A 24,419-nucleotide genomic window follows, 5' to 3' on the forward strand; every position below is an offset into this window, starting at 1 on the left:
CGGCCGCGCGTGAGCGGGTGCTGCGCCGGCTCAGTCCGCGGGCCGGGACGGGCCGGGCAGGGTGACGAGCATCCGGCAGCCCGTCGGTGATTCCGCCACCCGCACCCGGCCGCCGTGCAGATCGACCGCCCAGCGGGCGATGGCCAGGCCGAGCCCCGTACCGCCGTCCTTGCCGTGCGAGGCGATCGCCGCCCGGCCGAAGCGCTCGAAGACCCGGTCGCGGTCGCACTCGGGAATGCCCGGACCCTCGTCGATCACTTCCAGCTCAAGTCCCTGCGCCGGCCCGGTGCCTCGCGCCCGCAGCGTGACCCGGCCGTGCGGCGGGCTGTGCTTGACCGCGTTGTCGACCAGATTGGCGACCACGTGGTGCAGGCGTTCCACATCCGCGTGGGCGGTGAGATCGGGCGGGTGCACGTCCAGATGGAGGTGGACATCGGTACGGGAATGCGCGGGCCCCTTCGCCGAGTTGGCCTCGCCGAGCACGTTCGACAGATAGGGCCAGACCTCGAAGCGGCGTATCCGCAGGGGTACGACACCGTTGTCCAGCCGCGAGAGGTCCAGCAGGTGTTCGACCAGTCCGCTCAGCCGCTCGGTCTGGCGCAGTGCGGTGCGCATGGTCTCCGGATCAGCGTCCGAGACGCCGTCCACGACGTTCTCCAGCACCGCGCGCAGGGCCGCGATGGGGGTGCGCAGCTCGTGCGAGACGTTCGCGACCAGCTCCTTGCGGTGCCGGTCGACCGACTCCAGATCGGCGGCCATCCGGTTGAACGTGGCGCCCAGCTCGCCCAGTTCGTCCCTGCGGTCGAAGCGGACCCGCCGCGCGTAGTCGCCCCGGGCCATCGCGCGGGCGGCGTCGGTCAGCTCGTTGAGCGGGCTCACCAGGCCGTGCCCGACGAACTGCGTCACCAGCAGCGAGGCGATCACCGCGAGGATCACGATGACCTGGAGCTCGATCGCCGCGTGGAAGGCGACAAAGCTCAGGAAGGTGGTGAGCGAGACGGAGACGACCACCATGCTCGCCAGCCCCGCCTTGACCGAGCGCAGCGGGTCGAAGGGGCGCAGCGCCTCCCAGAGCCGGGTGAGCAGCGCGAACCGGCCGAGCCGTCCGCGCGCCTCCTCCCGTTCCTGATCGGTGCGCGGGCCGAAGCCCTCAGGCACCGTCGGCAGCCGGAGCGGGGGTCTCCAAGGCGTAGCCGACCCCGTGCACGGTGCGTATCCGCTCCGCGCCGATCTTGCGGCGCAGCGCCTTGATGTGGCTGTCGACGGTACGGGTGCCGGAGGCGTCCGCCCAGTCCCAGACCTCGGCCAGCAACTGCTCCCGGGAGAGCACCGCGCGCGGTGTGTGCGCCAGGCACACCAGCAGGTCGAACTCGGTCGGCGTCAGATGCACGTCCTCGCCGTCCACCCGCACCCTGCGCTGTGCGTGGTCGATCTCCAGCTCGCCGAAGCGCAGCGTGCCCGCCCGCGGCGAGGTCACGGCTATCGCGGCGCGCTCGACGCGGCGCAGCAGCACATGGACGCGGGCCACCAGCTCCCGCATCGAGAACGGCTTGGTCATGTAGTCGTCCGCGCCGACCCCGAGGCCGACCAGCATGTCCGTCTCGTCGTCGCGCGCGGTCAACATCAGGACCGGAAGCGGACGTTGGGCCTGCACCCGGCGGCACACCTCCAGGCCGTCGAAGCCCGGCAGCATGACGTCCAGCACCAGCAGGTCGGGCTGCCAGCTCTCGGCGGCCTCCACCGCGGCGGGGCCGTCCGCCGCGGTCTGCACGGCGAAGCCCTCGGCGCGCATTCTGGCGGCGATCGCCTCGACGATCGTGGGATCGTCCTCCACCACCAGAACGCGGCGTTGTGCGCCCGGGGTCACCGTGGTGTCCCCGCCCTGGGTCTGCGCCGTGTCCGTGTGCTCCATACGCCCCGCCCTGTGCCTGTCACGTGAAGTATCAGGGCAGCAGAGTAAGGGGCGGGCCGGTACGGCGGCTACGCAGGATCTACGCGGGTTTGACTGCGAGGTGTACGGCGTCGGGGACGCCTCGGACGACGGCGACCTCTTCGGTGCGAACCCCGCTGAATCCGGAATTCCGCATAGCTTCCTCGAAGTTCGACGAGGGGCGGGCGGACCAGACCGCCAGTACACCGCCCGGTGCCAGGGCGGCTGCGCAGGCGGCCAGCCCGGCGGGGGAGTAGAGCGAGCCGTTGCCCTCGGTGACGGTCCAGTCCGGTCCGTTGTCGATGTCGAGGCAGAGCGCGTCGTAACCGCCGTCCGGCAGCGGTCGGGCCCGTCCGCTCAGCTGGTCGAGCAGATCGGCGTGCAGGAGTTCGGTGCGCGGATCGGCCAGCGCCCGCGCGGTCAGCCCGCCGAGCGGGCCCGAGCGGTGCCAGTCGATGACCGCCTCCTCGCGTTCGACGACCGAGATGCGGCCCCAACTCGGCTCGTCGGCGGCCTCGATCAGCGAGAACCCGACCCCCAGGCCGCCGATCAGCACTCTGGGGGCGCGGGCCGGCGGGCCGTCGCGGAACAGCTCGGCGTGGGCCGCGCGCACCAGCAGGCGCTCGGAACGGCCGTCGGAGGTGTCCATCAGGAAGCAGCCGTTGGCGATGATCTGGAACCGGCCGCCATGCCGCCGCAGCACCACCTCTCCGTACGGTCCCTGGCGTCGGTCGAGGATCTCGGGCTCGGCGGCTGCACACTCCGGCCCCGGGCCGGCAGGCGGAAGAAGCGACATCCGTACATCCTGCGGCAATCGCTGCGCGAGTGCCGTGCACTGCCCTGACGTCGAGCCGGGTCGGCGTGATTGAATCGGTACGGAACATTCACGTGCTGTCGGGAACCCCGACCGTACGAGAGCGACCGCCGCAGTTCGGAGGGAGCCGGGCACATGGGTACCTGGGTACGGACACCGCGTTCGCACACAGTCGCTACCCTGCCGCACCCCGCGGCCGGGGGCGCCCCGCAGAGCGCGCGGGCACAGAGCGCCGATGCCGACGGACCCCCTCCGGGCGCGGCCGACCGCGCCGGCGCGGACGGCGACCGCGAGACGTCCGGCGAACCCGCTCCTGGCCCCCGTGCTGATTCCGACTCCGGTGCCGACACCGCTCCGCCGACCGGGTCCCGCGGCGACGGGGCGACACCGCCGCCGCACGTGTGGGCGCGCCGGCTCTTCCCGACGCCCCTCGGCACGCCCTTCACCTTCTGCTACGCGCTGACGCTCGTCGCGACCACGCTCTTCATCAGCTTCGGCGACCCCGCCGTGGTCACCCGCTGGCTCGCCGGCTCCAGCGCGGACGTCAAGAACCTCGCGCAGGAGCCGCTCTTCGTGCTCTTCGCGAGCGCGCTCTTCTACAAGGGAGCGCTGCTCTCGGTCTTCACCGTGGGCTTCGTGCTGGTGCTGACCGCGCTTGAGCGGCGCATAGGCGGCTGGCGCACCGCCGCCGTCTTCATCGCCGGGCACCTCTTCGCCACGCTCGCCACGCAGTTGACCGTCGCGGCGGCCGTCGCGCTCGGTCGGCTGCCGGACTCCTCGCGCAGCCGCTTCGAGTACGGCATCGACTACGGCGTGCTCGCCTGCGCCGCCGCGCTGGCCGGTGTGGTGCACCTGGTGTGGCTGCGCTGGGCGCTGATCGGCGGCATCGGGACGATGGTCCTGTCCAACCTGGTCACCCTCACCGATCCGGTGGTCGACTGGGGCCATCTGCTGGCCTTCGCGCTGGGTATCGCCCTGTGGCCGCTGCTGCGCCGCTACCAGCGCAGGGGCTCGGCGGTGGGCGGGCACTCCGCCCCGCTGCAGGGTCCGCGCACCCAGCCCGGCGGCGCCGGCGCGTAGCGGGCGCCCGGCAGCCCCGCGCTCCAGGCGGGCCAGAGCCCGAGACCGCGACGCCCGGCCCGTGACCCTGCCGAGCCTTCCGCGCCCGCCGTGCCCGAGGAGACGACGAAGCGCCCCGCCGAACCGCTCACCCGGTTCGGCGGGGCGCCTCTCGTCAGCACCGGTCGGCTGCCGCCAGGAGCGGACCGGTACTTCCCCCGTTGGTTCTGTGAGTTGAGGCACGCGGTGCGCGGGGAGGCGATCACCGCGTGCGTCGAACTGCGGCCCCGGCGCGGGAGCCGCGTGTGGCGCCCGTCCCGGGGGCCCCGACCGTACGCGCGTAGAGCACGGGCCGGAAGGGGCTCCGGCCACCGCCTGTGGTCTACTCCTGCGAAAGACCGGAAAAGCTGCGGATACGGGCACTTCGCCGGGAAACTTTCAGCCGACGAAAGGTGTCGCCGGACGCGGGACCCGCTTTCGGGCGCCGCATCCCGCCGCTCGGTGGGGTCGGTTCGGCGGCCGAGGACGCCGCACGGTGGCACTGTGCGGCGATGAGCACTTCGCGTATCCGGAAGGCGAGGACGGGCATGACCGAGGACGGGTCGCATTCCGAGACCGTGACGAGCCGGTCGGCGGCGACCGCCGGCCGGCTCCATCCCGAACTCCTCGACCTCGAAAGGGAGTTGTCGGTCTTCCTGCGCCGGGCCCGGGCGGCCTCCGGCGGGCTGGCCCGCGAGGTGCACCCCGAACTCGAACCCGCCGCCTACGGACTGATGATGCGTCTGGACGACGCGGGCGCCCAGCGGGCCACCGACCTCGCGGCCTTCTTCGGTGTCGGCAAGGCGACGATGAGCCGTCAGCTCCGCGCGCTGGAGGGCCTCGGGCTCGTCGTACGGGCACCCGACCCGGACGACGGCCGCGCCTCGCTGGTGGAGCTCACCGCGGAGGGCCGGGCGCGCTTCACCGTCGTCCGGCAGGCCCGGCGCGAGACCTTCGTCGCCCGGCTCGCCGGCTGGGACCGGGCGGACGTGGCCGAGCTGGCCAGACTGCTGCACCGCTTCAACACCCCGCTGGACGCCGAGGGATGACGCCCCCGGGGCCCGGCGCCGCCGAGTCCCGAGCCCCGACGGCTGAGGCTTCCGGCCCGGGCCCGCGGTGTTGAACGTCGAGGCCCCGTGCCCGAGGGGCCGCTGTCCCTCCGCCGGGGACGTCGCCGCAGGACGAACCCCCGGCCGGACCGGCCGTCCAGCGCCGGAGTCCCGTCTCGGCGCGCGCGGGGCCCGGCTCAGCGGGCCAGGTACACGGCCGTCGCGTCGTCGTGGGCCTTGCCGCGCGGATACCGATCGCCCAGCGGGTCGGCCCGCTCCGCCGTACGCACCTCCTCCAGAAGCGCGTTCGGCCCGGCGGTGCGGACCAGGGCGAGGAGTTCGCCCCAGTCGCCGCGTTCGAAGACCTCGGTCCACCGGCTCGCCCCGTCGGTGAGCGCGAGCAGCGAGCGCACCCGGTCGAACGGCAGCGAGCCGGTCACCGCCCGGGAGGCGACCGCGGGGTCGGCCGCGGCGGTGTGGAAGCCGCCCTCCGCGTTGCGCAATGACTCGATGCGGGCGGCGCGTTCGGCGCGCGGCACGGTACGGGCGAGGCGCCGCACCTCGTCCAGGGAGGTCTCCCGGACGGCGCTGACCCGCCCCTCGACGGACTCCAGCAGGAGCACCGAGTCGGAGAGCACCAGGTACTCCAACCGCCCGTGGGCCTCCTGCGCCGCCGGCCGCCCGGGAGCGTCGCCGGGGGACGCGGCGGCGTCGGCCGAGGGGGCAGCGTCGGGCGCGTCGGGCCGGGCGTCGGCAGCGGTGCCGGCCATCGGCGCGGGGGCGGGCGTGGATTCGCGCGGGGCGGCGGGCGGTCGTGCGTCGGCTCCCCAGCGCACGAGGACGACGGTCGCCTGCGGGGTGCGTTGGTGAGAAAGGTCACAGGTTTCGCGATGAACCTCCGCGGTACGTGAGATGGCGTCGGCCAGGCACTGGGGGAGCGTCAGATCGCGCCGGGAAACGGTCAGTTCGAGAAGCGCGCCGCCGAGGTTGGCCACGAACCACGGCACTCCGTGGACGCATCCGTCGGGTGCGGCGGGAGGGGTGACGCCGTCCAGGAGCACGAGCGCGCCACCCAGTCCTGAGGCGGGTGCGGCCATGGCCGCGTAGTCCTCGTTGGCGGCGTGCGGGAGGCCGGGCTCGGTGGCCAGTTCCATTCGCATGACGGCAGTCTGCCGGAGCTCGCGCGGAGTTCGACGGTGGCCGGAAAACGTCGGTGCGTGGTGCGCTGCGCCGGGGCGCGCGAGCGGTCGACGCGCTGCGGAATCACCGGAATTGAGGTATTCGCACCGCGGAGGGCGAGCATCCTGCCATGCGCCGGGCGTGCTTCCAACCCCCGGCCGACACGGGGGTCGGACACCGTTGTCCCCGGGTTTGTTCTGCCACTCCCCGTGATGTTCACTCCTTCAGGTGGCGCGGCGAGCGAAGTCCGTCCACCTCCTCTCGGCGCTTGAAAGGCTGCGGTCTAACGGAAGACCTCGGGCGGCCTGGCAGGTCGATGCGCCGCGAGTGAGGCGGGGCCGCACTGATGCCGCACAACTGCCGCTCAACTGATGGTCGTCGGCTGGCGCACCCGCCAGTCCGCGGTAGCGAGAATGCGAGCACGGGTGGGGACTAAGCGACTCCGCGAAAGCAGCCAGCACCAGCAGGACCAGCCCACCGGCGGCCGAACCCGACGCGCACGCGTACGGAACCGGCTCCTGGTCTGCGTCCTCGTCGGCACCCTCGCGGTTCTCGCCGCGGGCGCGCCGATGCTGATAGCCGCCTCCTCGGACCTGTCCGAGTCACAGGGCCTGGTCGAACGCGCCGAGACCGGCAAGCGGGCCGTATCGCTGGCCCATGCGCTGGCCGACGAGCGCGACGGCCAGGTACGGCGTCTGGCCGCCAAGGGCGCCGACGTCGACCCCGAGCCCCCGACCGGGCTCCCGGGCGAGCCGCCGCCGGTGGAGCAGCCGGCCGAGCCCGTCGACGTCGGCCCGCTGGAGAAGCAGGTCGACAGCCGGGTCCGCGAGTTGCAGGCCGAACTCCCCGCCGAGGTCGCCGAACTCGTCGACGCCATCCCCGAACAGCGGCGGCAGGCCCGCGCCGCGAACGGCAGCGCGGACTCCGTGCTGACCGTGCACGCCGCGTACACCGACGCCGTCCAGGCGCTGGGCGGCGTCACCGAGGACACCGCGCGCGACCTCCCGCCCAGGGCGACCGAGGACTCCGATCCGGCCGATCCGCACGCCCTGCCCTACCTGGGCCGCGGGGTCGAGCAGGCCGCGGCGACCCGAGGGCTGCTGCTGGCGGCGCTCACCGCCGGCGGCCCGCAGCCGGATCTCACCGCCGCCGCCCAGCAGGCCCGGGTGCGCGAACAGGCCGCCGACGCCGACTTCGAGCAGGCCGCGCACGAGGACACCCGCGAGCGGCTGAGCACCACGGTGACCGGCAGCGAGGTCACCACCGCCGAGCGGTACCTCGACCGGCTGACCGCCGACTCCCGCCTGAGCGAAGCCGCCCAGCGGGTCAGTGCCGACCGGGTCGAGACCAGTCTGACGGCCCGGGTGGACCGGATGCGCAGCGTCCACTCCTCGCTCGCGGGCGAGGAGGTCGAGCGGCTGGAGACCCTGCGCGACAACGATGTGACCGCGCTCCAGCTGGGCTTCGTCTGGGTGGGCGGGGCGCTGCTGCTGGCGATCGCCGCCGGCGTGTACAGCGCCCGCTCGATGACCAGGCCGCTGGCCGTGCTGCGGCTCGGTGCGGCCCGTCTGGCCGGCGATCCGGCGAACGAGCCCGAGGTGCGATTCACCGGCAGGAACGACGAGTTCGCCGAGGTCGTGCGCTCCCTCAACCAGGTCCGCGAAGTCACCGCCGAGCTGCGCGAACGCGCCGAGACGGCCGAGTCGGACGCGGTGCGCCAGGCCGCCGGGCGCAAGAAGCTCGCCGCCGACCGGGAGGCGCTGCGCACACGCACCGCCGAACTGGAGGCTCGGCTGGCTGAGTTGGACGGAGCCGTGCACGGCGCGTTCGTCCAGCTGGCACTGCGCAATCTGGGCCTTGCCGAGCGCCAGTTGAGTCAGCTGGAAGCGCTGGAGGAGCGCGAGCACGAGCCGGCCCGCCTCTCGACGCTCTTCGCCCTCGACCACCTCGCCACCCGGATGCGCAGGCACGGCGAGAACCTGCTGCTGCTCGCCGGAGCCGAGCACGCCACGCACCAGCACCCCGAGCCGGTCTCGCTGCTCGACGTGGTGCGGGCGGCGATCAGTGAGATCGAGCGCTACGAGCGCGTCGAGCTGGCCACCACTCCGCCGCACACCCAGGTCGCCGGATTCGCCGCGGACGACGTCAGCCACCTGGTCGCCGAACTCCTCGACAACGCCACCGCCTTCTCGCCGCCCGAGTCCGAAGTCCAGGTCTCCGGTTGGATGTTGGAGAACGGCGAGCTGATGCTCTCGGTCGCCGACACCGGCATCGGCATGACCGCCGAGCGGCTCACCACGCTCAACGAACGGCTGAGCGAGCCCGAGAAGCAGGACCCGCCCTCCGCCACCGGCGGTGACGCGCTCGGCGTCGGACTGTATGTCGTCGCGAAGCTGGCCGAACGCCACGGAATCCGGGTGCAGTTGAGGGTCCAGAAGCAGGGCGGAGTGACGGCGGTCGTCGTCCTGCCGCGTGCGCTGCTGCCCGACCGCCCGACCCCCGGACGCATCGGCCCCGCCGCAGCCGGAGCCGTCGACGGACCGTCGCTGCCGGGCACCGAGGCCGAGGCCAACTCCCACACACTGCCCGCGCGTCGGGGCCGTCTGTCGGCGGCCCGCGGGGCGAGCACGACCGCGGCCGGGGCCGCACCCGCCGGGGACGCGACGCAGAGTGAACCCGCCGAATCGGCGGCCGACGCGGACGCTCCCGCCGGTGACTCCGGTGGCGCGGCCACGAGCCCCGTCGCGAGCGCGTCCAGCCCCGTCGCCGACGAGGCGGTGGCAGGCTACCCGTCCGAGGACGCCGCGTCCGAGGAAACCGCGGCTGCGGGCTCCGCAACCGTGACCGCGGGCGAAGCCGAGGCTGCGACCGGGATTGCGGACGACACCGAAACCCCGCACGCCGGGGCGACTTCGGACGCCGCCGGCCCGCAGCCGGCCACGGATGCCGAAACCCCGGACACCCGTCCGGAAGCGGGCCCCGAGGCCGGCCCCGAGGCCGACTCCGATTCGGGCCCCGACTCCGACGTCCGGCCCGCCCCGGGCTCCGAGAGCGACATCGGGCAGGCCCCGGAGACGGACCAACTGCCGCGCACCGCACTGGGGTTGGCCAAGCGAACCCCGCGCGTCAGTCCGATGCCTCCGCCGGCCTCCGCCGTCCCTGCGCCGCGCGCCGGTGACGACCGGGCCGACGAACTGCGCCGGCGCATCAGCGGCTTCCGTTCGGGCTCCCAGCGGGGCCAGAGTGACGCGGCGGCCCTGCTCGCCGCTGAAGACAAGAGCGAGGCTGCCCGCCGCAATCCGCCGGGCACGCCGGACTCCGGCTCCGAGGAGCGCCCGGGCGCAGGCGGAACCACCACCGGTGGCACCGCCGACATCCCGGCCGCCCGCGCCGCGAGCGACACCGGCGCCGACACGTACGACACCGACACGACCAACGCCGGTACCGGTACCAACACCAACCCCGGCTCCGACACGACCGACACCGACCGCACGGCCGTGACCGGGCCGACAGAGAATGGCGACGACCACACCACACGTGACCACGGGAACCACCAATCGGGGGCGGACGAAGTGAGCCAAACCGCCGAGGAGGCACGTAAGTGAACGCGTCGAGCGCCGCACAACCAGCGGGCACCACCGCAGGAAAGGCGGACAGCCTGCGCTGGCTGCTGCCGAACCTGATGGAGGAGGTCCCCGGTATCCGCTCGGTTGCGGTCGTCTCCTCGGACGGCCTGCTGCTCCTCAGTTCGGACGCCGACGCCGGTGCCGATCAGGCCGGGAGCGAACGCGGACCGCGCGGTGCGAGCGCCGATCTGGCGACCATCATCTCCGGCCTCGCCTCGCTCACCAGCGGTGCCGCGGGTCTGATGGACGGCGGCGAGGTGAAGCAGACCATGGTCGCGATGGACTACGGCACCGTCTTCGTAATGGCCATCAGCGACGGGTCCCTGCTCGGCGTACACGCCGCGGCCGACTGCGACATGAGCACGATCGGGTACCACATGGCGCTCTTCGTCGGCCGGGCCGGCCACGTGCTCACTCCCGAACTCCGTAATGAACTGCGACTGTCGATGGAGCAGGAACAGTGACAGCGAACCCCCCTTTGCCCAGCCGAACCTCCGCCGACCGCAAACCGGCGCGGGTGCGGCCCTACAGCATCACCGGCGGCCGTACGCGCTTCGGCCATGTGCTGCTGGTGGAGACCTTCGTCGCCGCCGTGGAGCAGCCCGCGCTCCAAGCGCCCCCGGAGCGCGGCGAGTTGACCGGTCGCGAGTCCTCCGGGCACCGCGACCGGGTGATGCCGGAAATGCGGGCGATCATCGAGCTCTGCCGCCAGATGCGCACGGTCGCCGAGATCGCCGCGCTGCTGCGGATGCCGCTCGGTGTCGTACGGGTCCTGCTGAGCGATCTCGCGGACCAGGGGCGGATTCGGGTGTACGGAACCGGTCGGGAGGCCACGAGCCGTCCCGACCGCGCATTGCTGGAGAGGGTGCTGGATGGTCTACGCCGGCTCTGACGACAACGTGACGCAGGCATGGCAGCGGGACACCGGCAGAGCACCGATCGCCACCAAGATAGTGGTGGCCGGCGGCTTCGGTGTCGGGAAGACGACGCTCGTCGGCGCGGTGTCCGAGATCGAACCTCTGGTCACCGAGGCGGTGATGACGCAGGCCAGTGAGGCCACGGACGATCTGGCGGCCACGCCGGAGAAGACCACGACCACGGTGGCCATGGACTTCGGCCGGATCACCCTGGACGCCGGACTGGTGCTCTACCTCTTCGGCACGCCCGGCCAGCGCCGTTTCTGGTTCATGTGGGACGACCTGGTGCGCGGTGCGATCGGCGCCATCGTGCTGGCCGACACCCGCCGGCTGGAGGACTGCTTCCCCGCGCTCGACTACTTCGAGAGCTGCGGACTGCCGTACATCGTGGCCGTCAACCACTTCGAGGGGACGACGCGGTACGAGCCGGAGGACGTGCGCGAGGCGCTGTCGGTGCCCCCGCGGGTGCCGATCGTGGTGGTGGACGCCCGGGAGCGCGAGTCGGCGCTCGCCTCGCTCACCGAACTGGTGGGCCACGCCGTCGAACTCACCCCTGCGTGACGGGACCGGACGAGCGCCCCGCGGTCGCGATCGCCTCACCGCCGGGGACGCCGTCCGGCTCGACTCCCTGTGTGCGTACTCAACTCCCGCTGTGTGTACGCCGGTTGGCGCTCCGTGCGGCACGGTGCGGCTGTCCGTCCCGAGGTCACACCGCGGCCGACGCCGCCGCGCAACCGTCCCGCCGCTGCGCGCCGCCTGCTGCCCGCTGCAGTGTGAACGATGTGCGATCGCCCAACTACCGCCACTCGAACTGACGTTGGATCATCTAGGTCGGGCGCGGGTCCGCGTCCGACGCCACCGAGGAGCGTGAACCATGCGCAAGATACTGATCGTCGGGGCCGGCCAGTCCGGTCTCCAACTCGCCCTGGGCCTGCAGTCGCAGGGGTACGAGGTGACGGTGATGTCGAACCGCACGCCGGACGAGATCCGCGGCGGGCGGGTGATGTCGACGCAGTGCATGTTCGACCGGGCGCTCTCCCACGAGCGCGATCTGGAGATCAACTTCTGGCAGAACCAGGCACCGAAGATCGAGGGCGTCGGCATCTCGGTGGCGGGCCCCGACGGCTCCCGGCCGATCGACTGGCTGGGACGTCTGAAGGGCTTCGCCCAGTCCGTCGACCAGCGGGTCAAGATGGCCGGCTGGCTGGAGACCTTCGCCCAGCGCGGCGGCCAGCTCGTCATCCACGGCGCCGCCGTCTCCGACCTCGACTTCTTCGCCCGCACCTACGACCTGGTCCTGGTGGCGGCCGGCAAGGGCGAACTGGTGTCGATGTTCGCCCGGGACGCCGAACGCTCCCCCTACGACGCTCCCCAGCGCGCGCTGGCCGTCTCCTACGTCAACGGACTCGGGCCGCGCCCCGAGCACCCGGAGACCGAGGCGGTGCGCTGCAACCTGGTGCCGGGAGTGGGGGAGCTGTTCATCATGCCCTCGCTCACCAACAACGGCCGCTGCGACATCCTCTTCTGGGAGGGCATACCCGGCGGCCCGCTCGACGTCTTCCAGGACATCCGCGATCCGGCCGAACACCTCGCCACCACACTGGAGTTGATGGAGCGCTTCCTCCCGTGGGAGTACGCCCGCGCGACCAAGGTGGAGCTCACCGACGCCGGCGGCACCCTCGCGGGCCGCTACGCGCCCACCGTGCGCAAGCCGATCGGCCGGCTGCCCGGAGGCGGCGCCGTGCTCGGTGTGGCCGACGTCGTGGTGGCCAACGACCCGATCACCGGCCAGGGCTCCAACTCCGCCTCCAAATGCGCCGCCATCTATCTGGACGCGATCCTGAAGCACGGCGACCGCCCGTTCGACGAGGAGTGGATGCAGGCCACCTTCGACCGCAACTGGGAGAGCGTCCGGCACACCACTCGCTGGACCAACGCCATGCTCGCCCCGCCGCCCGAGCACGTGCTCAACATCATCGGAGCAGCAGGGCAGTCGCAGCAGATAGCGGACCGCTTCGTGAACGGCTTCGACGACCCCAGCGACCTCGAGGGCTACTTCTTCGAGCCCGAGAAGGCGAACGCCTTCCTCGCGGAGGCAACCGCCGCCGCAGGGCCCGCCGACAGCTGAGCGGACCCGCTCGACCCGCACGGTCCGCTCGATGCGCCCGGTCCGCTCGATGCGCCCAACTGCCGGGCGCACAGGGCCGACTGACCGACAGTCAGGTGTGACGCGACGATGGTGGCGGCGGTGCCGGAACCCGCCCGCCGCCACCACGGGTGGGCCCTCCCGCCGCCACGGCCGTGCTCCCGCCCTCACGGCGCGGACGCCTGCTCAGGGCGCGGTGGTGCCCGAGTGCCCGGTGTCGTCGCCGTCGGTGGCGCCCTTCGGCAGCGCAGGCGGCGTGTAGCGGTCGAGCGCGGTGTCGTCCGGGTCGGGTCGTACGGCGCCGAGCACCGGGTTCGCCGCGACCGGCGAGACCTTCACCCCCCTGCCGGGGCGCGGTGCGTGCACCACCCGCCCCTTCCCGAGGTAGAGCGCCACATGAGAGGCGTCCTCGAAGTACACCACCAGGTCCCCGGGGCGCAGTTGGGAGAGTTCGATCCGGGGGAGTGTCCGCCACTGCTCCTGGCTGGTGCGCGGCACCGTCCCGGAGTCCGCGCGGGCGCGGCCGACCGGAGTGCCGTCCCCGGCCGCCGCGGCCCAGGCCCTGCTGGTGAGGCCCGAGCAGTCGAAGGACCGCGGCCCGGTCGCGCCCCAGCGGTAGGGCTTGCCGATCTGCCGCACCGCGAACTCCACCGCCGCCGACCCCGCCGCCGACGGCGTCGAGCCTCCGCGCAGCAGCCCGGTTGCCAGGAACCTCTTCCCTCCGCCGCCCGAGCGCTTCGGCTTCAGCTTCGCCATCTCGGCCCGTTCACTCTCGCTGAGGGAACCCAGCAGCTCGGCGACCGAGTCGAGCCGGTCGCGCACCGAGTCCCGTCGCGCCTTCTGTTCGGAGGCAAGTGCGCGCTGTCGGGCAAGTGCCTTGCGGGCGCGAGCCGTCGAAGCGGTGAGCCGCTGCTCCCCGCCCCTGAGCCGACTGAGCGCCAGCGCCTGACCCTTGGCGGCGCGGCGCAGCAAGTGCCGCTGTTCCAGGGCCCGTTGAGGGTCGTCGGTGAGCGCCATGCGCAGATACGGAGTGAGCCCGGCCGTACGGTCCCGGTACTGCGCGCGGGCCAGTCGTCCCGCGTCCACCCGGCGCAGCCCCAGATCTGAACGGGCGCTCCTGAGCTGTTTGTCGAGCCGGGCCACCTTGCTGCGCTGGGCCCGCAGCCGCACCTGCGCAGCGTGGTACGCCCGGGTGGCGGCGCCGGCCGCCCGGTGACGGCTGCGCAGCTCGCCGAGAAGTTCGGCGACCGGCCGGTCGGGCAGTTCGGCGGCCGGCCGGTCCGGCGGTGCGGCGTGCGCCCGGTCGGGCAGCGGGCCGCCGTGCGCCACAAGCGCCAGCAGCATCGAAGCCGCCGCGCCACCGATCACTGCGGTGCGCCGCCGGCCGCCGCGCACCCACGGCCGACTCCCCGCCCGCGCCTCGCCCCGGCCCCCGCGGCCCTGCCCGCAGCGGCACGCGTGGCCGGGGCCGTGCACGGGCTCCGGGCCGTACGTGCCGACGGGCTTCGGGCCGAGTGCGCAGCTGTGCTCGTGTGCGGGGCCGTGCTCGCAGTCCGTGCCGCACCGGACCGCGCACGGGCCGACCGCGTCTTCGTCCCGACGTCGGCCGGTGGTCGCACCGGTCGCACTGGTCGCTCTGATCGCTGACACGTCATCACCTCCGGTCACGACGGTGATCGTGACAGGGGAGACGCCCGGGTTGTCGTATTTTCTGCCCGGGCTGAGTCGAACCGCTCGCCCGCTCAGCCGATGGCGCACCGCTCTCCGTCGCCGCCCGCGGGGCCGCCACCGGTGCCGCGCCGCCCCGGACCGCGTCCGCGCGCCGCTGCCGCCGGGCCGCAGCCCGAATCACCCGTGCGGGGAACGCCCATCGGGGAACGTGCGTCCCGGGACGCCGGCAGGGGAGCGTGCGTCCGGGGCCGTCCGGCCCGGGAACGTGTGGCCGAGAACGTCCGGGTGCCTCCGACAGCGGTCGGGCGCGTCCTCCGGTCAGTCCATTCGGGACCAGGGCCAGCGGAAGCGGCGCGGCCGGCCCTCGGGGTCGTAGACGTACCGGAAGTCGCGCGGCAGCCGCAGTCGGGGCGTGACCGTCGACGCCTCCAGCCGGTAGACGTACACCGTGGGCTCGCCGCCGTCCGGGTCCGGCACCGGCAGCTCGTAGACGGTGGGCGGTCTGCCCGTCGCGCCGACCAGTACGGGCAGTGTGCGCCCGTCCATCGGACCGCCCTCGAACCGTGTGTCCTCGCTCCTCATCGCCGCCCGCTCACAGCAGCCGTGCGGCCGGTGTCACGACCGGCAGGATCCGGTGGGCGAGCTGCGCGAGCTGACCGCCGGGCTCCTCCAGCTCGACGGCCAACTCGATGCAGGCGGCGGCCTGTTCGTCCCGCGCACCGGTCGTCACCAGCGTGCACATCAGCTGGTCGATGAGCCAGTCCCGCAACTCCTCGCGGGGCATCGGCCGACCGCCGTCCAGCCAGATGAGGGAAGCGGCCTCCACGGAGGAGATCCACGTCCGCACGGCCGTGCTCAGCAGCGGACCCGGATCGGGCACCTCCAGATGCGAAAGAATCTGCTCCGCCGCCTGGCGGCGCACCTCGTCGACTATGGCACTCGTACTGGAGGTCTCCACCACGCTGCCGCCGCGCAGCAGGGCGCTGAAACCCGCGTCGTGCTCGTCGATGAACAACAGATAGCGCCCGAGCGCGCGTTGCAGCCGGTCGGTCAGCGACCCGACCTTCGGCTCGTTGAAGCACGTCTCCAGCTCGTCGGCGGCGCTGCGCAGCGCCGCCTCGTACAACTGCTGCTTGCCGCCCGGGAAGTAGCGGTAGACCAGCGGCCGGGACACACCCGCCGCGGCGGCCACGTCCTCCAGCGAGACCTCCTCGGGCGCCTGGCCGGAGAACAGGTTGAGCGCCGTGGAGAGCAGCTGGCTGCGTCGTTCTTCCACGCTCAGTCTTCGGTACGCCGGGACGGTCATGCCAGGCAGCGTAACCGCACCCTGGTCCGTACCGGGGGTCGGATGCCGACGTCATCGCCCGGAACCGGGGTGCACGCACGGGCGCGCGCACCCGGACCGGTGCCCCTGGCACGGGCCCCGGCGCGAGAACCCGCTCGGTCCGGCCGGGGTGCCGCTCAGGCCAGCAGGCCGCTGCTCTTCCACATCCGCCGCCCGACGCCGCGCAGGATGCCGACGTCGTCGAGGAAGTCCGTGAGACGCTTCGCCCCTGCCTGCATCACCTCGCGACGATGGCCGCTCGCCTTCACCTGCGCCACGGCCTCGCGGCGGTCGAGACCCACGTTCGTGTAGACCTGCGGATTGACGAACGCGACGGAGAAGACGCGGGCCGCCTCGCCGCAACTGATCCTCGTCATCTCCTGCTGCCAGCGCGGCGCGGTCACCATCTGGCGCCTCAACTCCTCCCGCGCGTACCGCACATGGCGCGCCTCCTCCACTACGTGGATGCGCGTCACACCGCGCACCAGCGGCTGGATGCGCTCGTCCGGGAAGGTCAACCGCTGCATCCAGTCCAGCACTTCCTCGCCGAGCAGCGTGCAGGCGAACGAACCGGGCGTCGTCGAGACGGTCTTGAGCACCCGTGCCAGATTGTGGTTGAGCCGCGAGACCGGGTACGCGGGCGTACCGCTGTGGGTGATCATGCGCGCGAACATCATCGAGTGCCGGCACTCGTCGGCGATCTCGGTGAGCGCGTACCGCACATGGGAACTGGTCAACGACTTGTCGTAGATGTGCCGCACCAGCAGCTGCATCAGGATGATCTCGAACCAGATGCCCAGCGAGGCCAGCGAGGCGGCCTCGTGCCGGGCCAGCTCCATCCGCTGCTCCTGCGACATCCGCCGCCACAGCGGGGTGTCGTAGAGCGAGACCAGCTCCGGCGGCCAGAACCACTTGTCGGCCGGCATCGGAGCGTCCCAGTCCAACTCCTTGTCCGCGTCGAAGGAGTGGCGCCGGGAGGACTCCAGCAGGCGCTCGGCGACCTGCTCGCGGTCCTTGAGCAGCCCCAGCGCGTCGCGCAGCGCCTCGGCGGATTCCGGTGCGGGCTGAGGGGTGGTGGTCATGGCACCTCGCAGACGTGGACGGGCCGCAGGGCCGGGCCGCGGCGGGCGGACGGCCACCGGGCGGGCGGCAGGCTCACCCGCTTTATGAGACTGCGCGTCAGCAAGTCCGTCAATCCCCCGGACACGACTTGTTGGGGAACGCCGCCCCCGCCCCTGCCCGACGGCCGCCCAACGGCCGCCGATGGCCACGGACTTGGCGGCGGCGCCGGCCTGCGGACTCGGCTGCGCCGCGGGCGTGCCGCGCCGCACCCGCTTCCGGTCGCCCGGTCGTTCGCCGCGCCCGGTCGCCCGTTGCGCGCTCGTCGAGAGCTCGTCGCGACCGCTCTGCTCGGCTCGTGGCCTTCGTGCGCCCGGTCGGACCACCCGGGCTGCTCGTCCCTCCCGCGGGCCCCGGCGTCCCTCCCGCGGTTCCGGCCAGGACGGGGCTGCCGACCGAACCGCGCTCCCGGAGGGCGGTTCGGCCGTGCACCCGCAGTTCGGGAGTTGGGCGACATGTAGCAGGATGGGCGTCCGCACCCACGTTCGACAGAACGCCACACAGGTCCGAGGACTCACGATGACGACGCCCCCGTTCCCGCCGCCACCGCAACAGGGCCCGGGAGGGCCGCAGTTCGGCGGGCCGCCGCAGCAGCCGCCCGCCGGAGGAGCTCAGCCGCCCTACGGGGCGCCACAGCAGCCGTACGGCTCGCCGCCACCCGGCGGCCCCGGAGGCCCCGGTCAGGGTGGCCCCGGCGGCCCCTGGGGCGGACCGCCCGGCGGGCAGGGCCCGTACCCGCAGGGTCCCCAGCAGCCCGGGGGCGGCAAGGGCAAGGGCCCGCTGATCGCCGTCATCGCGGCCTGTGTCGCGGTCGTCGTTCTCGCGGTCGCGGTGACCTTCTTCGTTCTCGACGACCCCGACGACGAGGGCAAGGACGCCAAGGCCAGCGAGTCGAGCGAGGTCACCCCCTCCGACGACGCGTCCGACGGCGCGGACACCGAGGACGACTCCGACGACGCGGACGCCACCCCTGACAAGGAGCCCGGCGCCAAGGAGCTGGGCCTGCCGAAGACGCTCCTGGACCGCGAGTACCGGATGCTCCAGGACATGTCCGACCAGTTCCAGCGGGAGGCGCCCTCCGAGGACGTCACCGGTCTCGGCGGCACCTTCGCAGCCGGCGGCGGCGACACCCTCGTGGTCGCCGCGTACGAGGGCAACCTCGGCAACACCGCTGTCGCCAAGCGCGAGTTCCTCCAGGGCACCGGCTCCGGCGCGGGCGCCAAGATCACGGTGCAGCCCAAGGACTTCGACGTCGACGACTCGGACTCGCCCGTCACCTGCCAGGTGGTCACCCAGACCCAGTCCTCCGTGCAGGTCCAACTCCCCACCTGCGTATGGGCCGAGGGCGAGATCCTGATCTCGGTCATCCACAGTGACCCGGCACAGGTCGACACCGAGGCCAAGGGCATCGAACTCCAGCCCCAGGCGGACCGGCTGATGAAGGTCCTCGACGAGTTCCGCGACGCCGCGGCCTGACCGTCCCACCGCTTCCGGGCGGCGCCCCCACCACGCAAAACCCGGTGCTGGGCACCGTCCGGAAGCTGGTAGTGTTCTACCCGTCGCCACAAGGCGGCAGCGCCCCCGTAGCTCAGGGGATAGAGCAACGGCCTCCGGAGCCGTGTGCGCAGGTTCGAATCCTGCCGGGGGTACTTCCGGGTCGGCGACGCAGAAGTCGCTTCGACCGGGTTCGTACTCATTCGGGAACGGGCGGGACTCAGTTCAACTGGGTCCCGCCCGTTCCTGTTTTGTTGTGTCTGCACGCGGTCGCGAGTGAGCGCCGAGTGGGTTCCGTCGTCGTGCTCGGGTCGGTTGCGGCGGCCGGGGCGGTATGTGGGCGGTGGGGTGGGTACTCGGTGCGCGGAACTGCGGAGGGTCGGCGGAGCTTCCGGTCGGCCCCGTACGTGTGCGACGGACGGAGGAGCCTGTGACCAGCGAGAACATGGGTGACGAGGTCTATCAGCCCACCGGGGGCAACGAGGAGCAGGAGGACGCCGCTCCGTTGGACCTCCAGGACGCGGTGGACGAGCCCGACTACGACGATCTGCTCGACGAGGGGTACTCGCCGCCAGAGAAGCCGCTCGGTGTGGACAAGCCGGGCACCACCGCCGAGGAGCAGCAGCAGGGCGAGTCGCTGGACAGTCGGCTGGCCGAGGAGGTCCCGGACGTGACGGACGGGCTGAACGAGGAGTTGGACGCGGCGGACCGGATCGGAGACCTGCCCGGCGGCGAGGGCGAGCCCGTCGACCCGGAGGCGGGCGGTGAACGCGCGGGCCGCCTGGTCGCGCCGGACGGCGGGTTGCACCAGGACCGGGAGAAGGATCTGCTGGCGACCGATGTGGGCATCGACGCGGGAGCCGCGGGCGCGGAGGAGGCCGCCGTCCATGTGCGGGACGACGGGGAACAGCCCGCCGGTCCGGCCGTACGCCCGAACGAGTCCGGGGCAGCGGACGAGTCCGGCGGGGCGGGCGTGGACGGGGAGGCGGGCGAGGAGCGGGACGGTCGGCTCGACGACCTGCCCTGAGCACCTGCTGTGGACTGCCCGACCTGTCCCTGTCTCCAGTCGCGAACCGATCGGCGGCGGCCGGTTGCCGCACCTCGGCCTACGTGCGGGGCGTCGGCGGACGGTACGGGCCCGGCGCACCGCTTGTCCGGTCCGGCGGGTGAGGTGATGATCGGGCTGAGGGGCGTCGCCGAGTACGGGCGTACCGGCCGGCGGGCGCCACGAGCGCGTGGCCATGCGTCTGCGTCCCTGTCGTGGAGCGGAGACGCAGGCTCCGTTACCCGTCGGGAACGCTTCGGCGCCTCCGATCGTGGTTGATGAGTGTGGTTCCGAATCCCGCTCGACCGGAGCGGGCGGACAGAGGTGAGAGGGAAGAGATGCCGGCAGAGGATCTCGTCTCCCGTCCGGCCCCGAAGAACACGGCGGGGGAGGTTTCGCTGGTCGCGGGAATCGTCGCCGTGCTCTGCTCGATCGTCCCGATCGTCGGCGATCTGGTGGCCCTGCCGGCGGCGCTGCTCGCCGTCGTCCTGGGTGTGATCGGGATCGTCCGCAGCGAGCGGGGGCGGGCGACGAACTTCGGTCACTCGCTGATCGGCGCCACGCTCGGGGCTCTCGCGGCGTTCATGGTGGCGCTGATGTTCTTTGTCTCCAGCGGGTAGCGCCGCTCGTCCGCCTCCTGGGCGCCGCAGGTGCAACGGCCCGCCGCTGTCCCACGCCCGGCCGTCCCACCCCTCCCGGCTGTCCCACCCCGCCCGGAAGTCCGACGCGGGGCCGTGCGCCCGGCCGGGGCGTCGTGCGCGTCGGTGTGCGATACGGGGTGGTTCATTCGCGGCGGATCGTGCGGGTGCGGTCGGGTGGCGGGGTGGTGGGGGAGTCGGTCTCCAGCGGGACGGCCCCGGCGGGTATCAGGCCCAACTGCACCGCGTGGCGCGGCAGTACGGCGTCCAGCAGCCAGTCGGCCGAGACGCGGGCACGGTTGCCGGGCTGCGAGAACAGGTGGTACGCGCGCGTCACGGCGGCGGCCGGCAGCCCGGAGAGCGGTACGTGCAGCGGGTTGGCCGCCGCGTCCCTGCCGCCGAGGTCGACCATGAAGCCCAGATCGTGGTGGCTGTAGCGCTCGGGTCGGCCGCGGCCGAGCGAGGCCAGCACGTTGTGGGCGGCCAACTTGCCCTGGCGGTGGGCGTGTTGGGCGGTCATCGCGGTGTGGCTGCCGGGGTTGGTCGCGTCCGGTACCGCAGCCGCGTCGCCGCAGGAGTAGATCTCCGGCTGCTGCGGGACCCGCAGCAGGGGGTCGACGCAGAGCCGTCCCTTCTCGGTCGGCAGCCCGAGCGAGGCGACGAACGGGTCCGGCCGTACGCCCACGCACCACACCAGCGTGCGGCTGGGCACATGGGAGCCGTCGCTCAGCCGTACGCCCTCGGGTCCGGCCTCCTCCACGGAGACGCCGGTGCGTACCTCCACGCCGCGTTCGCGCAGCACCCGGTGCGCCTCGGTGGAGAGCCGCTCGTCGAGTTCGGGAAGGATGCGGTCGGCGATGTCCACCAGGATCCAGCGGGGTTTGGGGCCCGCGCCCAGCGCGGTGTTCTGGCGGTGCAGCGCGTCGGTCAGCCGTACGCCCTGTGCCGTGACCTCGGTGCCGGTGTAGCCGGCGCCGACGACCACCGCGGTGGTGCGTGCCTGGCGCTCGACCGGGGAGACCGCGGTGGCGGCCATCTCCGCCTGGCGCGTGAGGTGGTCGCGCAGGTAGAGCGCCTCGGCGATGCCGCGGAAGCCGAGCGCGTGCTCGGCGATGCCGGGGATGGGGAGCAGCTTGTTGACGCTGCCGACGGTGAGCACCAGCCGGTCGTAGCCGACCCGCCCCCGGGTGCCCTCGGGGTCGGTGTAGCTGACGGTGCGCTGTGCGGGGTCGATCCCGTCCGCCTCGCCCAGCACCAGCTGAACGCCCGGCAGGGTCGCCGGCAGCGAGACCGTGACACGTCGCGGCTCCAGCCCGCCGCCGGCGACGTCGGGGAGCAGCGGGAGGTAGAGGAAGTAGTCGTTGGGGTTGATCATCACGACCTCGACCGCGCCGCGGGTGCGGCGCAGCAGGGTTCGGGCGCACTGGTAGCCGGCGAAACCGGCGCCGACGATCACGATGCGCGGACGCCTTGCCACCATGGGGACTCCTCCGATTCGCCGCGTTCCCGGGCCGGCACCGGCCAGGGCGTCGCCCCGCCGCACCCCGACGGGGCACACCGACCCGCTCGACACCGCCGGGTGGCCCGTACGTGCGCATCCCAAACAACCGCGGACGGTTGGGAGACGCGTGGAGGTGAGGGGAGCCGCGGGGAGCCGGGCGGCGGAGGGCGGCGGAACGGATCGAGCGCCGCCGATGTGTGTAGCCCCTGCTCCGCCGAGGAACCCGGCGCCCGAACGTCGTTCGCGGCAGCGTTGCCGGTGGCGCGAGAACCGACACCGTCAGCGCGAACGCGTCCCCCGGCACCCGACTCCGGCGACCGACCCGCGAGACCGGTACCGGAGCCGGACACCGGGAGCGGACAGCCGGGAGCGCGGTTGCCGGAGAACCCCGGCGTCGACGGAAGAACTCGAAACCACCCACGGAGGTGCACGATCATGAAGGCAGCGGTGTGGAACGGGCGGCACGACGTACGCGTCGAGAACGTCCCCGACCCCTCGATCGAGAAGCCCACCGACGCGGTCATCCGGGTCACCTCCAGCGGACTGTGCGGTTCCGACCTGCACCTGTACGAGGTCCTGGCCCCGTTCATGACACCCGGCGACGTGCTCGGGCACGAGCCGATGGGGGTGGTGGAGGAGACCGGTTCGCAGGTCACCGGGCTGGCGCCGGGCGACCGGGTGGTGGTGCCCTTCCAGATCTCCTGCGGACACTGCTTCATGTGCGAGCGAGGGCTCCAGACGCAGTGCGAGACGACCCAGGTGCGCGATCAGGGCTCCGGCGCCGCGCTGTTCGGCTACACCAAGCTCTACGGCGCCGTTCCGGGAGCGCAGGCGGAGTACCTGCGGGTGCCGCAGGCCCAGTACGGGCCGATCAAGGTCCCGTCCGGACTGCCGGACGACCGCTACCTCTTCCTCTCCGACGTGCTGCCGACGGCGTGGCAGGCGGTCGAGTACGCGGAGGTGCCCGAAGGGGGCACGCTGGCCGTGCTCGGACTCGGACCGATCGGCGAGATGGCCTGTCGGATCGCGCTCCACCGCGGGGTCTCGCAGGTCATCGGCATCGACCTGGTGCCCGAACGGCTCGCCCGGGCCCGCTCCCGAGGCGTCCACACCCTCGATCTGCGTCAGCACGAGGGGAAGGGCGAACTGGGCGACGCGGTAAGGGATTTGACCGAGGGGCGCGGCGCGGACAGCGTGGTCGACGCGGTCGGCATGGAGGCCCACGGCAACGACGCGGCGCGCCTGGCCCAGAACGCCGCCGCGGTACTGCCCGGCAAGGCGGCGGAGAAGGTGGCGCAGAAGGCGAGCGTCGACCGGCTCGCCGCCTTCGAGGCGGCCGTCGACATGGTGCGCAGGGGCGGCACGATCTCCCTCAGCGGGGTGTACGGCGGCACGGCCGACCCGCTGCCGATGCTCACCCTCTTCGACAAGCAGATCCGCCTGCGCATGGGCCAGGCCAACGTCAAGCACTGGGTCCCCGACATCCTGCCGCTGCTCACCGACGACGACCCGCTGGGCGTCGACGACTTCGCCACGCACCATCTGCCGCTCGACGAGGCTGCCCGGGCGTACGAGATGTTCCAACGCAAGGACGACGGCGCAGTGAAGGTGGTGTTCCGGCCGTGAACAGGACGGAAGCGCATGGGAGTTCGGAGCGCGCCGGAGCGAAGATCGTCGCGGTGCTCTTCCCGGACAGCGAACGCGCGGGCTGCCAGGACGTGCCCGCCACCGCCGGCAACGTACTCGGGCTGAAGCCTTTCCTGGAGGAGCGCGGCCACACCGTCGTCGGCATCTCGGACACGGGCGAGCAGCTGGACCGTGAACTGGCCGACGCCGAGGTGCTGATCACCACCCCGTTCTGGCCGCTCTACCTCGACGAGGAGCGGGTGCGCAGCGCCCCGCGACTGCGGCTCGTCATCACCGCCGGTATCGGCTCGGACCACATCGACGAGGAGGTGGCGCGCCGCCACGGCATCGCCGTCACCGAGGTCACCGGCAGCAACGTGGTCAGCGTCGCCGAGCACAACGTGATGGCGATCCTCGCCCTGGTGCGCGGCTTCCTGCCCGCCCACCGCCAGGTCGCCGACGGCGAGTGGGATGTCGCCTCGGCCTCCTGCGAGGCCGAGGACCTGGAGGGCAAGACCGTCGGGCTGGTCGGCCTCGGCGCGATCGGCGCACGTACGGCCCTGCGGCTCGCTCCGTTCGACGTCACGCTCCTCTACCACGCGAGGCACCGGCGCACCGCGGCCGAAGAGGCCACACTTGGCGCGCGCTACGCCCGGCTCGACGACCTCGTCGCCCGCTCCGACGTCATCTGCCTCGCACTGCCCCTGAGTTCGGGCAGCCACGCCCTGTTCGACGCCGAGCGCCTGGCCGCCATGAAACCCGGCAGCCACCTGGTGAACACCGCACGAGGCGCCATCGTCGACCGCGACGCACTCGTGGACGCCCTGGAGCAGGGACGTATCGCCGGGTACGCGGGCGACACCTGGTATCCGCAACCCGCGCCGCCCGACCACCCCTGGCGCACCATGCCGCGCAACGCCATGACGATCCACTACTCCGGTATGACGCGCCAGGCGCAGCGCCGCATCGCGGACGGCGTACGGGAGATCCTCGACGCCCACCTCACCGGCGCCCCACTGCCCGACGACTACGTCCTCGTCGAAGCCCGTACGACGTGACCGCCCCCCCCGCGGGGGCGGGGCCTCGACATCGGGGCCCAGCGCAGTCACGGGACCATCCCTGCGTGCGACGAGCAGTGAAGTTGTCCCCCGAGGGACAACTCTGGCGGGGGCCATCCCCGCGTGCGCGGGGAGCAGGTGGCCAACTTCAGCCACATCTCGCGCGGGCCGGGACCATCCCCGC

At 72.8% G+C, this 24,419-nt stretch carries 21 protein-coding genes, 1 tRNA gene and 1 CRISPR repeat array (1 of these 23 cut by a window edge); of the genes, 13 read left to right on the forward strand and 9 right to left on the reverse strand.

The genetic code is table 11. The annotated features are described in order from the left end of the window. Positions 1–30 precede the first annotated feature (30 nt). The 3 genes from MTQ01_RS15575 to MTQ01_RS15585 all read right to left on the reverse strand — a co-directional run bounded on the left by MTQ01_RS15575 (position 31) and on the right by MTQ01_RS15585 (position 2,726). A complete protein-coding gene (locus tag MTQ01_RS15575) occupies positions 31–1,086 on the reverse strand; it encodes an ATP-binding protein (protein ID WP_247491281.1) in 1,056 nt (351 codons plus the stop codon). 64 nt (positions 1,087–1,150) lie between these two features. Further along, on the reverse strand, positions 1,151–1,912 hold the full coding sequence (locus MTQ01_RS15580; protein WP_247490836.1) for a response regulator transcription factor: 762 nt from the start codon (positions 1,910–1,912) through the stop codon (positions 1,151–1,153). Between the two features lie 79 nt (positions 1,913–1,991). Further along, the gene (locus MTQ01_RS15585; protein ID WP_247490838.1) at positions 1,992–2,726 is read right to left on the reverse strand and encodes a spermidine synthase; all 735 of its coding nucleotides are present in this window, start codon (positions 2,724–2,726) and stop codon (positions 1,992–1,994) included. A gap of 153 nt (positions 2,727–2,879) precedes the next feature. Between MTQ01_RS15585 and MTQ01_RS15590 the strand changes: the two genes are divergently transcribed. Both MTQ01_RS15590 and MTQ01_RS15595 read left to right on the forward strand, forming a co-directional pair. Then, a complete protein-coding gene (locus tag MTQ01_RS15590) occupies positions 2,880–3,824 on the forward strand; it encodes a rhomboid-like protein (protein ID WP_247490840.1) in 945 nt (314 codons plus the stop codon). Between the two features lie 530 nt (positions 3,825–4,354). After that, the gene (locus MTQ01_RS15595) at positions 4,355–4,891 is read left to right on the forward strand and encodes a MarR family winged helix-turn-helix transcriptional regulator (RefSeq protein ID WP_247490841.1); all 537 of its coding nucleotides are present in this window, start codon (positions 4,355–4,357) and stop codon (positions 4,889–4,891) included. A gap of 197 nt (positions 4,892–5,088) precedes the next feature. On the opposite strand, the gene MTQ01_RS15600 is transcribed toward MTQ01_RS15595, so the two are convergent. Next, entirely contained in the window at positions 5,089–6,051 is a 963-nt protein-coding gene (locus MTQ01_RS15600; RefSeq protein WP_247490843.1) for a hypothetical protein, read from the reverse strand. A 444-nt stretch (positions 6,052–6,495) separates the two neighbouring features. Here MTQ01_RS15600 and MTQ01_RS15605 point away from each other — a divergent pair, with 444 nt between their 5' ends. The 5 genes from MTQ01_RS15605 (at position 6,496) to MTQ01_RS15625 (ending at position 12,741) form a co-directional block, all read left to right on the forward strand. Next, positions 6,496–9,675 carry a nitrate- and nitrite sensing domain-containing protein gene (locus MTQ01_RS15605; RefSeq protein WP_247490845.1) on the forward strand — a complete coding sequence of 1,060 codons (3,180 nt, stop codon included), beginning with the start codon at positions 6,496–6,498 and terminating at the stop codon, positions 9,673–9,675. Then, complete coding sequence (locus tag MTQ01_RS15610; RefSeq protein WP_308294403.1) at positions 9,672–10,160, forward strand: roadblock/LC7 domain-containing protein; 489 nt, start codon at positions 9,672–9,674, stop codon at positions 10,158–10,160. Before MTQ01_RS15605 ends, MTQ01_RS15610 begins: the two co-directional genes overlap by 4 nt. After that, entirely contained in the window at positions 10,157–10,588 is a 432-nt protein-coding gene (locus tag MTQ01_RS15615) for a DUF742 domain-containing protein (protein WP_247490847.1), read from the forward strand. Before MTQ01_RS15610 ends, MTQ01_RS15615 begins: the two co-directional genes overlap by 4 nt. Beyond that, on the forward strand, positions 10,569–11,174 hold the full coding sequence (locus tag MTQ01_RS15620; RefSeq protein ID WP_247490849.1) for an ATP/GTP-binding protein: 606 nt from the start codon (positions 10,569–10,571) through the stop codon (positions 11,172–11,174). The genes MTQ01_RS15615 and MTQ01_RS15620 overlap by 20 nt, the downstream gene beginning before the upstream one ends. 313 nt (positions 11,175–11,487) lie before the next feature. Further along, complete coding sequence (locus MTQ01_RS15625; RefSeq protein WP_247490851.1) at positions 11,488–12,741, forward strand: styrene monooxygenase/indole monooxygenase family protein; 1,254 nt, start codon at positions 11,488–11,490, stop codon at positions 12,739–12,741. Positions 12,742–12,945: 204 nt separating this feature from the next. Here MTQ01_RS15625 and MTQ01_RS15630 read toward each other — a convergent pair whose 3' ends face one another. The 4 genes from MTQ01_RS15630 to MTQ01_RS15645 all read right to left on the reverse strand — a co-directional run bounded on the left by MTQ01_RS15630 (position 12,946) and on the right by MTQ01_RS15645 (position 16,836). Next, positions 12,946–14,103, reverse strand: a complete 1,158-nt coding sequence (locus MTQ01_RS15630; protein WP_247490853.1) for a C40 family peptidase — start codon at positions 14,101–14,103, stop codon at positions 12,946–12,948. Positions 14,104–14,748: 645 nt separating this feature from the next. Further along, positions 14,749–15,012 (reverse strand): hypothetical protein, encoded by a 264-nt coding sequence (locus MTQ01_RS15635; RefSeq protein ID WP_247490855.1) that lies wholly within the window; start codon positions 15,010–15,012, stop codon positions 14,749–14,751. Between the two features lie 10 nt (positions 15,013–15,022). Beyond that, a complete protein-coding gene (locus tag MTQ01_RS15640) occupies positions 15,023–15,736 on the reverse strand; it encodes a TetR/AcrR family transcriptional regulator (RefSeq protein ID WP_247490856.1) in 714 nt (237 codons plus the stop codon). Positions 15,737–15,891: 155 nt separating this feature from the next. Then, a complete protein-coding gene (locus MTQ01_RS15645; protein WP_247490858.1) occupies positions 15,892–16,836 on the reverse strand; it encodes a diiron oxygenase in 945 nt (314 codons plus the stop codon). A 556-nt stretch (positions 16,837–17,392) separates the two neighbouring features. Here MTQ01_RS15645 and MTQ01_RS15650 point away from each other — a divergent pair. From MTQ01_RS15650 to MTQ01_RS15665, 4 genes are all read left to right on the forward strand, one after another. Further along, positions 17,393–18,349: a hypothetical protein gene (locus MTQ01_RS15650; RefSeq protein WP_247490860.1), complete on the forward strand. Its 957-nt coding sequence runs from the start codon at positions 17,393–17,395 to the stop codon at positions 18,347–18,349. Positions 18,350–18,450: 101 nt separating this feature from the next. Beyond that, positions 18,451–18,522, forward strand: a tRNA-Arg gene (locus tag MTQ01_RS15655). A 275-nt stretch (positions 18,523–18,797) separates the two neighbouring features. Next, on the forward strand, positions 18,798–19,394 hold the full coding sequence (locus tag MTQ01_RS15660) for a DUF5709 domain-containing protein (RefSeq protein WP_247490862.1): 597 nt from the start codon (positions 18,798–18,800) through the stop codon (positions 19,392–19,394). Between the two features lie 356 nt (positions 19,395–19,750). After that, on the forward strand, positions 19,751–20,032 hold the full coding sequence (locus tag MTQ01_RS15665; protein ID WP_247490863.1) for a hypothetical protein: 282 nt from the start codon (positions 19,751–19,753) through the stop codon (positions 20,030–20,032). Between the two features lie 163 nt (positions 20,033–20,195). On the opposite strand, the gene MTQ01_RS15670 is transcribed toward MTQ01_RS15665, so the two are convergent. Then, on the reverse strand, positions 20,196–21,530 hold the full coding sequence (locus MTQ01_RS15670; RefSeq protein WP_247490865.1) for an NAD(P)/FAD-dependent oxidoreductase: 1,335 nt from the start codon (positions 21,528–21,530) through the stop codon (positions 20,196–20,198). Positions 21,531–21,986: 456 nt separating this feature from the next. On the opposite strand from MTQ01_RS15670, the gene MTQ01_RS15675 reads away from it, so the two are divergent. Both MTQ01_RS15675 and MTQ01_RS15680 read left to right on the forward strand, forming a co-directional pair. Beyond that, the gene (locus tag MTQ01_RS15675) at positions 21,987–23,177 is read left to right on the forward strand and encodes a zinc-dependent alcohol dehydrogenase (protein WP_247490868.1); all 1,191 of its coding nucleotides are present in this window, start codon (positions 21,987–21,989) and stop codon (positions 23,175–23,177) included. Then, positions 23,174–24,235 (forward strand): NAD-dependent formate dehydrogenase, encoded by a 1,062-nt coding sequence (locus MTQ01_RS15680; RefSeq protein ID WP_247490870.1) that lies wholly within the window; start codon positions 23,174–23,176, stop codon positions 24,233–24,235. The genes MTQ01_RS15675 and MTQ01_RS15680 overlap by 4 nt, the downstream gene beginning before the upstream one ends. A 51-nt stretch (positions 24,236–24,286) precedes the next feature. Further along, positions 24,287–24,419: a CRISPR direct-repeat array (repeat unit 29 nt); it runs 376 nt beyond the window's last position.

This window comes from Streptomyces sp. XM4193 (assembly GCF_023072595.1).
Classification (GTDB): domain Bacteria; phylum Actinomycetota; class Actinomycetes; order Streptomycetales; family Streptomycetaceae; genus Streptomyces.

Coding starts and splice junctions, on each gene's coding strand:
- MTQ01_RS15600 (WP_247490843.1), bottom strand. CDS start 6,051: ATGCGAATGGAACTGGCCACCGAGCCCGGCCTCCCGCACGCCGCCAAC.
- MTQ01_RS15625 (WP_247490851.1), top strand. CDS start 11,488: ATGCGCAAGATACTGATCGTCGGGGCCGGCCAGTCCGGTCTCCAACTC.
- MTQ01_RS15585 (WP_247490838.1), bottom strand. CDS start 2,726: ATGTCGCTTCTTCCGCCTGCCGGCCCGGGGCCGGAGTGTGCAGCCGCC.
- MTQ01_RS15580 (WP_247490836.1), bottom strand. CDS start 1,912: ATGGAGCACACGGACACGGCGCAGACCCAGGGCGGGGACACCACGGTG.
- MTQ01_RS15640 (WP_247490856.1), bottom strand. CDS start 15,736: ATGACCGTCCCGGCGTACCGAAGACTGAGCGTGGAAGAACGACGCAGC.
- MTQ01_RS15675 (WP_247490868.1), top strand. CDS start 21,987: ATGAAGGCAGCGGTGTGGAACGGGCGGCACGACGTACGCGTCGAGAAC.
- MTQ01_RS15665 (WP_247490863.1), top strand. CDS start 19,751: ATGCCGGCAGAGGATCTCGTCTCCCGTCCGGCCCCGAAGAACACGGCG.
- MTQ01_RS15670 (WP_247490865.1), bottom strand. CDS start 21,530: ATGGTGGCAAGGCGTCCGCGCATCGTGATCGTCGGCGCCGGTTTCGCC.
- MTQ01_RS15620 (WP_247490849.1), top strand. CDS start 10,569: ATGGTCTACGCCGGCTCTGACGACAACGTGACGCAGGCATGGCAGCGG.
- MTQ01_RS15635 (WP_247490855.1), bottom strand. CDS start 15,012: ATGAGGAGCGAGGACACACGGTTCGAGGGCGGTCCGATGGACGGGCGC.
- MTQ01_RS15630 (WP_247490853.1), bottom strand. CDS start 14,103: ATGCTGCTGGCGCTTGTGGCGCACGGCGGCCCGCTGCCCGACCGGGCG.
- MTQ01_RS15590 (WP_247490840.1), top strand. CDS start 2,880: ATGGGTACCTGGGTACGGACACCGCGTTCGCACACAGTCGCTACCCTG.
- MTQ01_RS15595 (WP_247490841.1), top strand. CDS start 4,355: ATGAGCACTTCGCGTATCCGGAAGGCGAGGACGGGCATGACCGAGGAC.
- MTQ01_RS15650 (WP_247490860.1), top strand. CDS start 17,393: ATGACGACGCCCCCGTTCCCGCCGCCACCGCAACAGGGCCCGGGAGGG.
- MTQ01_RS15645 (WP_247490858.1), bottom strand. CDS start 16,836: ATGACCACCACCCCTCAGCCCGCACCGGAATCCGCCGAGGCGCTGCGC.